This window comes from Cutibacterium acnes (assembly GCF_003030305.1).
Lineage (GTDB): Bacteria > Actinomycetota > Actinomycetes > Propionibacteriales > Propionibacteriaceae > Cutibacterium > Cutibacterium acnes.
Window position 1 is genome coordinate 2,360,634 of the sequence record NZ_CP023676.1, and the last position, 12,993, is coordinate 2,373,626.

12 protein-coding genes are annotated in these 12,993 nt (G+C 61.1%); 6 read left to right on the plus strand and 6 right to left on the minus strand.

Annotation, left to right across the window (positions count from 1 at the left end; genetic code table 11):
• Positions 1–29 precede the first annotated feature (29 nt).
• Together CPA42_RS11910 and CPA42_RS13730 are read right to left on the minus strand one after the other, a co-directional pair.
• On the minus strand, positions 30–422 hold the full coding sequence (locus CPA42_RS11910) for a heavy-metal-associated domain-containing protein (protein WP_002514189.1): 393 nt from the start codon (positions 420–422) through the stop codon (positions 30–32).
• 23 nt (positions 423–445) lie between these two features.
• On the minus strand, positions 446–844 hold the full coding sequence (locus tag CPA42_RS13730; protein WP_002516465.1) for a metal-sensitive transcriptional regulator: 399 nt from the start codon (positions 842–844) through the stop codon (positions 446–448).
• 471 nt (positions 845–1,315) lie between these two features.
• On the opposite strand from CPA42_RS13730, the gene dnaB reads away from it, so the two are divergent.
• The 4 genes from dnaB (at position 1,316) to CPA42_RS11935 (ending at position 4,750) form a co-directional block, all read left to right on the plus strand.
• Entirely contained in the window at positions 1,316–2,662 is a 1,347-nt protein-coding gene (dnaB, locus tag CPA42_RS11920) for a replicative DNA helicase (RefSeq protein ID WP_002516454.1), read from the plus strand.
• Positions 2,663–2,703: 41 nt separating this feature from the next.
• Positions 2,704–3,714, plus strand: a complete 1,011-nt coding sequence (locus CPA42_RS11925) for a zinc-binding alcohol dehydrogenase family protein (protein ID WP_002518500.1) — start codon at positions 2,704–2,706, stop codon at positions 3,712–3,714.
• A gap of 146 nt (positions 3,715–3,860) precedes the next feature.
• On the plus strand, positions 3,861–4,178 hold the full coding sequence (locus tag CPA42_RS11930) for a hypothetical protein (protein WP_002516441.1): 318 nt from the start codon (positions 3,861–3,863) through the stop codon (positions 4,176–4,178).
• Positions 4,175–4,750, plus strand: coding sequence for a DNA-3-methyladenine glycosylase (locus CPA42_RS11935; RefSeq protein WP_002516444.1), 576 nt, complete (start codon positions 4,175–4,177; stop codon positions 4,748–4,750). The genes CPA42_RS11930 and CPA42_RS11935 overlap by 4 nt, the downstream gene beginning before the upstream one ends.
• Before the next feature lie 326 nt (positions 4,751–5,076).
• Here the strand turns inward: CPA42_RS11935 and CPA42_RS11940 are convergent, their stop codons facing one another.
• The 4 genes from CPA42_RS11940 to CPA42_RS11955 all read right to left on the minus strand — a co-directional run bounded on the left by CPA42_RS11940 (position 5,077) and on the right by CPA42_RS11955 (position 10,686).
• Entirely contained in the window at positions 5,077–6,327 is a 1,251-nt protein-coding gene (locus CPA42_RS11940) for an anaerobic glycerol-3-phosphate dehydrogenase subunit C (protein ID WP_002516460.1), read from the minus strand.
• A 2-nt stretch (positions 6,328–6,329) separates the two neighbouring features.
• Positions 6,330–7,673, minus strand: a complete 1,344-nt coding sequence (gene glpB, locus CPA42_RS11945) for a glycerol-3-phosphate dehydrogenase subunit GlpB (protein WP_002516442.1) — start codon at positions 7,671–7,673, stop codon at positions 6,330–6,332.
• Complete coding sequence (glpA, locus tag CPA42_RS11950) at positions 7,670–9,304, minus strand: anaerobic glycerol-3-phosphate dehydrogenase subunit GlpA (RefSeq protein WP_002516474.1); 1,635 nt, start codon at positions 9,302–9,304, stop codon at positions 7,670–7,672. Before glpA ends, glpB begins: the two co-directional genes overlap by 4 nt.
• 416 nt (positions 9,305–9,720) lie before the next feature.
• Positions 9,721–10,686, minus strand: coding sequence for a 2-hydroxyacid dehydrogenase (locus CPA42_RS11955; protein WP_024513523.1), 966 nt, complete (start codon positions 10,684–10,686; stop codon positions 9,721–9,723).
• A 75-nt stretch (positions 10,687–10,761) separates the two neighbouring features.
• Between CPA42_RS11955 and CPA42_RS11960 the strand changes: the two genes are divergently transcribed.
• Positions 10,762–11,268 carry a MarR family winged helix-turn-helix transcriptional regulator gene (locus tag CPA42_RS11960; protein ID WP_002518141.1) on the plus strand — a complete coding sequence of 169 codons (507 nt, stop codon included), beginning with the start codon at positions 10,762–10,764 and terminating at the stop codon, positions 11,266–11,268.
• The gene (locus CPA42_RS11965) at positions 11,265–12,992 is read left to right on the plus strand and encodes a chloride channel protein (protein WP_002516446.1); all 1,728 of its coding nucleotides are present in this window, start codon (positions 11,265–11,267) and stop codon (positions 12,990–12,992) included. Before CPA42_RS11960 ends, CPA42_RS11965 begins: the two co-directional genes overlap by 4 nt.
• Position 12,993 lies beyond the last annotated feature (1 nt).

Consider the following 12,993-nt stretch of genomic DNA (forward strand, 5'->3'; position numbering starts at 1 on the left):
ACGTCAAGATCTCAACGGAGACTAATGGCTCAGGCTTGGTGACCGCCGCAGCCGCAGCCGCCTTTACTAGCGTGCTCGGCATGCTTAGCAGCAGCCTCCTCGGAGTGCTGGTGTCCGCCGCAGCCGCAACCCGATCCTTCAGCTTTCTTCCCGGCGTGGCCATGACCTCCACAGCCGCACTGACCACCGGGGTGACCGGCAGTATCAAGAGATGAGGCTTCGGCAACGGTGTACTCTCCGGCCTCATCAACGGCATCGGCGACCTTGCCAAAGGGGATCTCTTCAGCCGAGTCGATCGTCATTGAGCCTGATTCGAGGGAGACAGTGACGTTGTCGACGCCGTCAAGGGCCGAGACCTCTTCGGTGATCGCCTTGACGCAGTGCTCGCAGGTCATCCCATTGATGGTGTAGGTCTTGTGCATTGTTCCTCCAAGTGTGCTTGCCATCAGGCTTTGACGAGGCGGGCAATGGCCTGGTTAGCCTCGGCGATTTTATCCTCGGCCTCCTGCCCACCAGCTTGTGCCGCACGAGCAACGCAGTGGCTCATGTGCTCAGCGAGCAGTTCCAAGGAAACGGATTTGAGTGCTGAGGTGACTGCTGAGACCTGAGTCAAAATATCAATGCAGTACTTCTCCTCATCAACCATCCGCTCCAGGCCGCGCACCTGCCCTTCGATCCGCTTGAGACGGCGCAGGTGCATGTCCTTATGCCCGAGGTATCCATGCTGGGGGTGGTTACAACCACATGCCCCGCAGGTTTCCCCAGGCGCCGAAGATTCGACGTCATGATCCCCCGCGACATGGTCACCGCCAGGGGCACAACAGCCGTCACCCGAGTTGGTCATGCATCCTCCTCTGCACCAGAGAGTACCCCGAGGGGGTATCTCAGACAAGGGCGCAATCTCCCGGTGACCTCACGTCACACTCGCCGGGCCTGCCGATGGTTTGACGGACCATCTAACCCGCTCCGGAGGCCACCATCCATATCCACAGCCCCTGTGGATAACGTGTCGCTAGATGGCACTCACGTCGCATTCAAACCCTACTTGTACACATCCCAGCCGAACACCGTCTCCCCCGCGACACGCCGAAAATTTTCGTCCAATAACTCACACAGCGACTATAACCCCTAGTCAAAGGGTAGTTACTAGATAGTATTCCACGGCATATCCCCCGATCCACCGAGTTATCCACACGTTATCCCCAGGCGGTCCACATCCATCCAGGCATTACCCACAAGACCTGTGGATAACTCTTATCCGGGAGTACTTAAAAACGTGGCACACTAGCCCCCTGTCAGCCGTGAAGGAGCCGCCATGTCCAGCGCACCCGCCGAGCCGGGCCCGTCCTTGGACCGTAACCCTCCCCAGGACATTGACGCCGAAAAGTCCGTACTAGGTGCCATGTTGTCTTCCAAAGACGCCATCGCCGACGTCGTCGAAGAGATCAAGGGCGTCGATTTCTACCGCCCTGGACACGAGCTCATCTTCAACACCATCACCGATCTATACGGTCGCGGCGACCCTGCCGACACCGTCACCACCGCCGATGAACTAGATCGCCGCGGCGAACTCGAGCGAGCCGGCGGACGCCTGTACCTCGCAGAATTGCTAACCAATGTCACCGTCACCGCGAACGCGGCATACTACGCCAAGATTGTCGCCGAGAAAGCCGTTCTTCGTCGCCTCGTCGAAGCGTCAATCCGCATCGCTCAGATGGGCTACCAGGGACAAGGAGAGGTCGCCGACATCGTCGACGCCGCCCAGCAGACCCTCTACGACGTCTCCACCCGCAAAACCAGTGAGGAATACCACCCACTCTCGGAATTATTCGAGAGCACCTTTGACGAGCTTGAGGCCATTGAGGCTCGCGGCGACGCCATGGCCGGCATTCCTACTGGGTTCACCGACCTTGATGAGCTCACCAACGGGTTCATGCCCGGCCAGATGATCATCGTCGCCGCCCGTCCGGCCATGGGAAAATCCACTCTGGCCCTCGACTTTGCCCGCGCCGCCGCGATCAAGAACCATCTCGCAGCTGCAATCTTCAGCCTCGAGATGGGGCGCAACGAGATCGTCATGAGATTGCTATCTGCCGAGGCAGGGATCGAGCTGTCCCGGATGCGTGCGGGGCGCCTGTCCGAAGAGGATTGGCAGCGCATGGTCGACAAAACAACACAGATCTCGTCAGCACCGTTGTTCATCGATGACTCCCCTAACCTGACGATGATGGAAATCCGCGCCAAAGCAAGGCGGATGAAGCAAAAATTCGACCTCAAGCTCGTCATCATCGATTACATGCAGCTCATGACCTCCGGCAAAAAGGTGGAGTCGCGTCAGCTGGAAGTCTCGGAGTTTTCTCGCCAGATCAAACTGTTGGCTAAGGAGCTCGAGATCCCTGTCGTGGCCCTTTCCCAGCTCAACCGTGGCCCCGAGCAGCGCACCGACAAGAAACCCATGATGAGTGACCTGCGCGAGTCCGGGTCACTCGAGCAGGACGCTGACGTCGTCATCCTGTTGCACCGAGAGGACGTTTACGACAAAGAGTCCCCGCGCGCCGGCGAGGCCGATATCATCGTCGCCAAGCACCGCAACGGGCCGACACGGACCGTGCCAGTGGTGTTCCAAGGCCACTACTCGCGTTTCGTCGACATGCAGCGCTAACAGCGGTACCCAAGCAACCCGGTCGGCACTACCGTGGGGTCATGGAAAGCATGCACGCCGTCGCCATCACCGGGCCCCTGCCGGTCTCCGATCCCGAATGTTTCGTTGACGTTGACCTGCCAATACCGGAGCCGGGCCCGCACGACCTGCTCGTTGAGGTCCAAGCCGTCTCGGTCAACCCCATCGACATCAAGCTGCGTAAGGAGGCTGGAACGCTCTCGCATCCCCGCGTGCTGGGGTTTGACGCTGCATCCGTCGTGCGCGCAGCCGGATCGGAGGTCAACGGTTTCAGCGTCGGTGACGAGGTGTGGCATTCCGGAAACCGCGATCGTCCCGGCACCTACTCGCAATTCACCCTGGTTGACTCGCGGATCGTTTCGAAACGCCCGCCATCGTTATCTATCGCCGAGGCCGCATCCCTGCCACTCACTGCTCTGACATCATGGGAAGCCCTCATCGACCACATCCGTCTGGGTACCCCCGAAGAACGCAGTAACAAAGCCTTCCTCATGATCGGCGGCGCTGGTGGCGTCGGGTCGGCAGCCATCCAACTAGCTCGTGCTATTACCAGCGGGCCGGTCGTTGCGACCTCCTCGCGCCCAGAGAGTGCACAGTGGTGTCAGGATATGGGAGCCACCGGAATCATTAACCATCGTGAACCGCTCGCCCCGCAGGTCAACGACTTCGGCATCACCGGGTTCGACGGCATTCTCTCAGCTTATACGCCACCAGCATCGACTTTGGCTGAGATCATCGCACCGTTCGGACATCTGGTCATGATCGACGGAACCGACTCATTCGATCTCATGGCCTTCAAGTCAAAGTCATTAACGGTGACCAGCGAGTCGATGTTCAGCCGTCCACAGTTCGCGACGCCCGACGTCGCCGAACAAGGCCGGGCACTGGCCAGCATCGCCGACCTCGTCGAGAAGAGGCAGATCCGTCCGACGATGACCCGCCATATCGAGGGTCTGACAGCCCAGCATGTGCGTGAAGCCACCGCAGCCGTCGAGTCCGGTGCCATGATCGGAAAAGTCGTCATTACGCTGTGATCCTTCGATAACACACTCGCCCTCGGCTTACCGGGCACCAGTACGTCTAGAAGATGGGCGGTTCGCGACACCTTAAGGCGACTGACGATCTCGACCCGAATCGGGGTTTACCCGGGCGTCCTAAGCCGCCCAGCTAGACTCGGGGCATGAAGCTGAACAGGGCAGAAAACGTCAACACCGCCGAGGTGGCCGGCCTCGGGCTCGTCGGAGGATGGCTCACTGCTCGCACTACCGGGGTCCGGCCACTGGGCGGAACCGTGCTCGCGGCTGCTGGCTGCTGGGCTGGCCGCACCTGGCTCGCTAAGAGCGGACCGACGATTGCTGGCCTGCTGGGCGCAACCTACCTGGCAGCTTTCGGAGCTTCTCACGGATTGGCAAAGAAGATCGGTGCTTGGCCAGCGGTCATCACCGTGACCGCCGCTACCTGCACTGCGTGCCACTTCCTGTGCGACACCAAGGCATGATCGACCTCTCGGCTCCCGCTATCGAGGTCGCCCCGCTCCTACTCGGGGCAACGATCTGGCGCGGCCCGGTGGGGATCCGTCTCACCGAAGTCGAGGCGTACATGGGACTCGACGACCCAGCATCCCATGCCTTTCGTGGGCCAACCCCACGCGCCCGCGTGATGTTCGGGCCGCCTTCTCACATATACGTGTACTTGTCTTACGGCATGCATCGCTGCGTGAACCTCGTGTGTTCACCAGACGGGGAGGCATCTGCCGTGCTACTGCGTGGCGGGCAAGTCATAGCAGGCCACGATGATGCTCGTCGGCGTCGCGGGAACGTCGCCGAGAACCGCCTTGCCTGCGGACCAGGAAATATGGGGTCAGCTTTGGGTGCCAGTCTCGAAGAGTCTGGAAACCCGGTGAGCATCATCGGCAATGGTGCGATATCTGCCTTGGGCTGGCGCCTCGAACCCGCACCGGAGATTGCCGAATTCCGACAGGGCCCGCGAGTAGGGATCAGCCGCAACATTGACGCCCCTTGGCGGTGGTGGATTCCCCAGGACCCCACGGTCTCGGGCCCCCGAACATAAGCCACAACGGTCGCAAGGTCACACCCCCTGACCTGCCGTGCCCTCCCAACCCCCCCCCGGTGACAAAAAATCCCGACCCACAACAGGCCACATCACAGCAGTGATCGGACCCGCCTCGAACCGGCAATTTTTGACCAGCCACGGCAAGACGACCCTCGACGGCCGGCCGGCGACCCCAGCCGGAAGTTGCGCCCGACATCGCAGCAGCACGTGAAAGGGCCGGGGCCCGCCCCCACAGCAGGTCCCGGCCGACTCCGGATCGCAGGAGGTCCGGCGAAGCTGAACCCTCACGCCATCGAAGAGCGGTAAGGTCCAGCAGGTTTCGATCAGTCGAGCAGGTTGTTCGACAGCCCGAGCGAGTGGTGCAGCAGCCACACCGGATGCACGATCTTGACACCCGAGGACTTGGAAATCTGCCAACGGCACGTCTCGGTATCGCACACTCCAACGCCCTCGTTGTGATCCTGCATGTGCTTGAACACACCCGCACCGATCCTCTGAGCGACCTCATAGCGCTCGGCCTTCAGACCGTAGGTACCGGCGATGCCACAGCACGGCTCGTTAGACTCCAGCACCTTGACACCCGGGATGAGCTCCATGAGCTGAACCGCTGGGAATCCCATGCCCTGGCTCTTGACCTGGCAGGGCTGGTGATAGGGAACCGTGATGTCGATCGAACGGAATTGCGAAGTGTCGAGTTCACCATTGCGGTACTCGTCCATGAGGAACTCTGAAAAGTCCCGGGAACGCACCGACACATCGTGCAGCCGAGGATCGTCAACACCCATAATCTCGTGAGCCTCGTGCTTCATCATGCCGACACAGGAGCCGGACGAGGACACGACTGTCAGACCCTTGCCGAGGCTGATGATCTTGTCGCACAGGCTGAGGATGTCCTTGGTGGCACCCTCGAACAGACCGTTCGACTGCTTAGCCAGACCGCAACAGCCCTGCTTCGGGACGAGCACTTCATAGCCCAGGTGCTCAAGCACCTCGATAGATTTCTTGGAGGTCTCGGTCTCGAAGTAACCGCCGGCGCAGCCTTGGAAGAAGACGATCGGACCCTTGGTAGCTGGCTTGGCGGGCTTGTGATGGCGCATCCACTTGCTGAGAGTCTCCGTTTGAGCGGTCGGCATCGGGGCATCACGATGGACCTTGATGATCTTCTCGACGGCGATGCGGATCGGCTTCTGATTGAGGCCCCAGTTAGCCAGCGGGGCGATCGGGGACAGCACACGTCCTTCAAGAGTGGTCAGCGGAATGAGGCGGTCACGCAACGGAACACCATTCTGGTGCTTCATCTTCGCAGCGGCCTGTTCGTTGAGCTCCGCGATCTTCACCCCTTGCGGGCAGTGCAAGGTGCAGATGCCGCAGAAGTTGCACCACTCGAGGGAGTGGTCAACGGAAGCCCCGTCACGGTAGCGTTCGCCTTGCGGGCCGTTGTACTTCGGACCGGTGTAGAGCGGGGTGGCCTTGGCGACCGGGCACATCGTCTCGCAGATAGTGCATTTGACGCAGGCGTCGAGCGACTGGCGCGAGACCTCGTGTCCGGCGAATGTCTCCTCGATAACACCCATGATCAGTTCCTTTCCTTGGTCGCGGCGCCTGCCCCGACCGACGACAGGATGGCATCGGCAGCCTTGATGGCCGAGCCGAGGGCGATACCCTCACCCGACTTCTCCTGCCACCTGGTAGCACCGGCGATCACGCCGCCGGCGGCGTAGACATTGGAATGGACGGGCTTACCCTGGTAGGTGACGAGCATGGTCTCATCGACCTCAACACCGCACAGGAAGAGCGGCTGTGGGGAACCCCAGTAATCACCGTGGATGAGATCCTCCTCCTTGACGCCTTCCGGCATGGTGACCGGCAGGTCGAGGATGGTCTCATGCAGGTGGCCGTGAGAGTCAAGCTTGAGGGCCCCGGACTCGAAGCCACCGCCAGCGAGGACGACGGCGTCAGCCTTGATCTCCTTGCCGGCACCAGCGGTTCCGACGGTCACGGAGACAACCTTGCCGTCGGCCACCGTGCAGCCGGTGACTTTCGAACCAAGCACGTAGTCAACACGCTCGTTCTTAGCGGTCGCAACAAGCTTGTTGTTGAGGCGCATGCCGGGCACGCAGGGTGGCAGGGATGCGATCTCGAACACCTCGGCGCCGAGGATCTTCTTGAAGTCAGCGAGGACCTCGCTGTGGTTATCGATGCCGAGCACGGCCGGCAAGGCGACAATCTCACCGGGATTGACGAATCCCCTAAGCCCCTCAGCCAGCATTCGACGGGTACGAGCATCGTCGAGGGAGCGAGCGATCGCCAAGCCGGTGGCGTCGTACTCGCCCTCGCGGGGCTCAAAGTCGACCACGACAGCGCGGGCGGAGGCATGGCCACCGCCAGGCAGCGTTGTGCGGTTGATGTTCTGAGCGATGAGACCAGCGTGGAAGTCTTTGTACTGGGCTAACCCAATGACAACGACCTTGTCACCGTCCTTAAGATTGCCGTTGATCATCGACGGCGGGACTAGGGCCGTGGGACGAATCGCACCGACGGCGGTCGGCACGTTGATCGTGGCCTCCCCGTCACCAAGCAGGTAGGAGTCACCGACAACCTCGCGCAGGAAGTCGATGCCCTCCTTCACGGCTTCAACGCCGATCTTGGCGTAGGGATGCGCAGGGTGTTGGGACGCGAATTCTTGGACAGCCTGGTAGGGCTTCTCGACGCGATCCGGGGTGTAGCCGAGGATGTCGATAGTGCCCTGACCCAACTGCAGGCCGCCGACGCCCTTGGTGACGAGGGTCACCCGGGCGCCACCGCGGCGCAGGCGCAGGGCGGTGGTTAGGCCAGCGAGGCCGGATCCGATGACGACGACGTGCTGAGCGCCGAAACGGTCGGCAGTAACCGACTTAGTGGGAACGGTTGCGGTGCTCACAGCTCAACCTCCTGCTGCGGGGTGGGAAGGTGCTCAACGTCGAAGGTGCCCTGGAAGATCCAATCGTCAAGGGCGGTCTGCCGAACCTGCTCGCCGTAGAGAATCGGCCACAATCCGATCCACCGGTTCTTGAGGAACAGACGCAGCAGACCGGTGGCGCGCTCGGCGTCAATGGTGCCCTCCTCAACAGCAATTCCGGTAGCGCGCATCGAGCAGAAGCCACCCTGGCAGGGACCCATACCCAAACGCAGCTGGCGGCGCAGGTCGTCGAAGGTAGCGTCGGGCTGCTCGGCTAGCAGATCGGTGAACATCTTGCGGCTCATGAGCTCGCATTCGCAGATGACCTGGTTGTCAATCTTCTTCGATGACGGCACGGTTTTCGGGTCGCCACCGCGGACCAGACCAGTCCCGGCACGACGCTCTTCGTTCTCGCCCAGACGGTGGGTGATGAGGTAGTTCTTGCCGACGGTCGATCCGGGCACAGCCTCGTCTGCGGTACGGCAGGGACGGTCGTCGCCAAGTTGCTCACACATGACGTCGACAACGTTCTTGGCCATCAGACGATAGGTGGTGAGCTTGCCGCCGATGATGGAAACGATGCCGTTAACACCGTCGCGAGAACCGTGGTCGAGAACGCTCATACCGCGGGACATGTGGCGGGTATCGGTGGCAGAGACTCGCTTGTCTTTGAATAGCGGGCGGGCACCGGCCCAGGCATGTACGGCACGGGCATCGCGGAATCCGGGGACAAGGGCCTCGCCGGAATCGAGCATCTGCTGCACTTCGTTGCGAGGAATGGCCAGCCGCTCCGGATCGTCAGCTTTGACGTCGGTGGTGCCGATGATCGACACGGTGTGCACCGGCACTAGGATGTCGCCGTCAGCAGGGTAGATACAGCGGTTGACTACCGTGTTCACCAGGCGGTGGTTCATCGCGATCATGATGCCGCGGCCTGGCACAACGTCAACGTCATAGCAACCGACAAGCTCAGCAATGCGTCCCGCCCACGGGCCAGCAGTGTTAATAACGAACTTGCAGTCGATGCGGATCTGCTCGTCGTGCTTAAGGTCGTGGGCGACCACGGCGGTGATCTGGTCTCCCTCGCGAATGATCTCGGTGACGGCAGTGTAGGTCATGACTTTGGCGCCGTATTCGATGGCGGAGTGGGCGGCGCCCCACACCATCTGCCAGCCATCGACCGAACCGTCCTGAACGGCGAAGGCGCGCTTAATACCGGGGTTCAGACGAGGCTCGCGACGCAGGGCCTGCGCGGTGGAGATTTCCTCGAAGGGAACCTTGGACTTCTTGGCTCCCTCAACCCACTGATCAGAGAACTCCAAGTCATCTTCTGGGGTCACCACGAACAAGCCGCCGGTCTTCTCAACGGCGTCAGCGTGGATCCGGGTGACGATCTCATTTTCCTCAGCGCATTCCGTCGCCGATCCGGGGTCAGAGACGACGTATCGTCCACCAGAGTGGAGCAGGCCGTGGTAACGACCGGTGGTTCCTTGGCCGAGGTCGGCCTTGTCCAACAGGACGGCGCGGTATCCACGCATCGCGACGTCCCGCACGACGCCCGCACCGGTGGCACCGCCACCGATGACAACGACGTCTGCGTCCATGGTCCTCATTGAATGCTCCCTTCGAAACCATCCGGCGTGTGGGGGGTGGCTCAGGGATCTCGATGCCCCGCCACCGTTGCCAGGTACGTGACAAGGTTAGGGAAAGCGATGTGTAACAACCACCGAAAACGGCTTTCGTGCATGTTCGTGCACACCCCCTAGAACAGACGTGCAAACCGCGCTACAACGCGATTTCCGTGTCACAAGACCCCGTCTTCAACGCCATGATTTAGATAACTAATCGGTTATTTAAATATAGAAAACAGGACTGCGGAAATAGCCACTTCCACACGCCTTGAGACAATTCTGACCGCGTCATTGCGTGCTTTCCTTCACGTCAAAGAACACAGCTGAGCCCGGCTCTCTGCGACGAAGTTCCGCCAACGAGAACCGGGCCTACCACATCAACGCTGTGAGCGAACGAATCACTCCACCGGGGTTTCAGCCGGCTTACCGTCAAGGACCTTGGCGATATTGCGAGCAGCCAGACGACTCATCGCTTCGCGGGTCGGCAGCGCAGCCGACCCAAGGTGGGGCAGCAGCACGACGTTCTCCATCGTCAGCAAGTCCGCAGTAATCGTCGGCTCCTCCTCGAAAACATCCAGACCTGCACCAGCAATCGCACCCGTTTTAAGAGCCTCCACCAGGGCAGCCTCGTCGACACAGGCGCCACGAGCGGTATTAACGAGGTAGGCGGTCTTCTTCATCGCAGCCAAGGCGTCAGCGTCGACGAGATGACGGGTCTCATCAGTGAGTGGACAGTGCAAGGAGACAACGTCGGAGGTTGCGAACAGTTCGTCGAGCTCGACGCGACGAGTGGGCTGGGTATTGAGATTGACGGCGTCAATCGCCGCGACATCCTTCTCATGGCGGGCGTTGTAGATGACATTCATGCCGAAGGCTGCTCCGCGTCGAGCCATAGCCTCACCGATCTGTCCCAGACCGACAATGCCGAGGGTAGCCCCCTGTAAACCAGCGCCGAGCATGAAGGTGTGATCGTAGCGCCAAGCCCTGCCTGCACGCATCCAACGTTCAGCCTCGCCAGTACGACGAGTGACCTCAAGAAGCAACGTGAAGGCAAGGTCAGCAGTGGCCTCGTGGAGGACGCCTGGGGTCGATGTGACGACAACCCCAGCCTGCTTAGCGGCGTCAAGGTCGATGTTATTAAAACCAGCGGCGCACTGACCGATGACCTTCAGGTTCTTGCCTTGACCAATCATCTCGGCGTCGAGGGGATCGGACAAGCTCGTCAGTATGGCATCAGCGGTAGCGATCTGGCGCGACAGTTCCTGGCGGTCCATGAAGTGGTCGCCACCTACGACCTCGTGACCGGGGAGCTCCTCGTTAACGACGGACATGAGCTGCGGTGCGGTGACAATAATGCGGGCCATAGCATCACTGTAGGTGACCGCGCCACCGACACACAGCACGTCGCCAAAACTAATGCAGTGTGCAACAATTCCGCTGTGCAGATATCGCGGGATGCAACGAACGGGCTGACCCCCGATCACACTGATGTTGAAATCGCTTTGCAAGCATCGTGGGCCCTCATTGACGTGGCAGCCCGCTCCCTGGCGGAACTTGCCGAAGATGTCAGCGCGCCGCAATACCGACTCCTCGTCCTCATCGACGCCGGAGTGACGCGCGGAGTCGATCTGGCTCGTGACCTTGAAGTCCACTCCTCAACCATCGCGCGCATGGTTGAGCGTCTCGTCGCCAAAGGGTTCATTGACCGTTCTCCCGATCCTGACGATCGTCGGGCCAATGTGCTCTCCCTGACGAAACGAGGGGCCACACTCGTACAGAACGTCAATGAGCACCGTCGTCGTCAACTCGTCGACTTACTCAGCCACCTCGAGCCCGGCGAGATCGACACTGTCGTCACCGGATTCACCTTATTTACCCGCGCAGCCGAGGCCAGCGGACACGGCACCCCCAACCGCCCTTGCGCAGAGGATTCCAACCAGCAATGACCGAGACTGCCATCCACCCCGAGGCCCGGGCCGCATGGGCCAAACAACTCAGGCGCCTGCGCCGTGCCCTCGTCCCGCACCGTCCCAAGGCCTTCCGAGACTCCCTAAACCGTTGGCTGCTTATGGGCACAGTCATCGGTATCGTCTCTGGCGTCGGTGTCATTATCTTCTTCTTCTGTCTGAAAACCGGCACGCATTGGCTACTCGAGACGTTGGGCGGCTATACCCCACCCGGCACCTTGGGGGAGGGCGGCGGTGTCGCCGGCACCAGGCTCACCCGCCCCTGGGCCATCCCGCTCATCGTCGCCGGAGGCGCCCTGGTTTCGGGAACCTTGGTGTACTTCGTCGCGCCTACCGCCAAAGGCCATGGCACTGACAACGCCATTCATGCCGTCCATCACGACCCGACAGCTCTCAAGGGAAAAGTCGCAGCGGTCAAGATCATCGCATCCTCCCTCGTAATAGGTTCCGGCGGTTCGGGTGGACGTGAGGGCCCCACTGCCCAGATCAGCGCGACCGTCATCTCCTCACTGTGTAAGAAGCTCAAAATCGCCACCCCAGACGCCCGGATTGCCGTCTCAGCAGCCACTGCCTCAGGCATCGGTGCCATCTTCCGCGCCCCGCTGGGCGGTGCGTTACTAGGTGCGGAGCTGCTCTACCGCGACGACATGGAATCCGACGCGATCATGCCTTCCCTGGTGTCGTCGATCGTCGCCTTCGTGGTCTTCGGGTCGGTATACGGATTCGAGCCAATCTTCGGATCGCTCAGTGGAGTGCAATTCTCCCAGCCTTTGCAACTCATCTGGTTCGTCCTACTGGGCCTCACTGCTGGCCTCATGGGCAAGCTTTATGTTGAGGTCTTCTACAGCGGCACCACGCTTTTTGACCGTCTCGACAAGGTTCCTGGCTGGCTCGTCCCGGCTATCGGTGGTCTGGGAGTCGGGCTGCTTGGACTCCTCATACCGGCAGCACTGGGCACCGGTTACGGCTCAGTGCAACAAGAGATGTTCGCCAACAACCTCGTGCGGATGCCGCTGCTCATGGTGCTGGCAATCCCCTTCGCCAAGATCCTCTCGACGACCCTGTCCATCGGATCGGGCGGTTCCGGCGGCGTCTTCGGCCCTGGCATGGTCATCGGCGGAGCCACTGGCGCGGCACTGTGGCGCCTCCTCGAGGGGCTGCCAGGTATCCCATCCTCACCGATGAGTTTCGTCATTGTCGGCATGATCGCCTGCTTCGGTGCGGTTGCCCATGCCCCACTCGGCGTGCTGCTCATGGTTGGCGAGATGACCGGAAACCTGTCGATGCTCGCTCCTGGCATGATCGCCGTCGCCGTCGCTGGCCGAGTTGTCGGGGACACTTCGATCTACACCTCTCAGCTCAAGGATCGCCTGGAGGGCCGACGCGTCCATGCCATGGGGCGCGTCACGAAACTATCAGAGCCTAAATCTGACGACGAGGTAGCTAGCCCGAAGCCCGCTATCAAGAAGCCATCCGGAAAGAATGCTTCCCTCTCGAAGCCTGCTGCTGAGCCGCTTGCCAAACCGCAAGCCAAGCCCGCAACAGTTCCCTCCCCCCATCCGACCACGGCTCCCACCCCAGCCACTCACCAACGTGATACGCCTCGGATCGTCCCGGAAATTATTCGGGCCAAAGACCGTAAACACGAGCTGCTCGCTCGGTCCCCCAAACCCCCGAACGACCCGGGACCGTCATCCGCTTGAG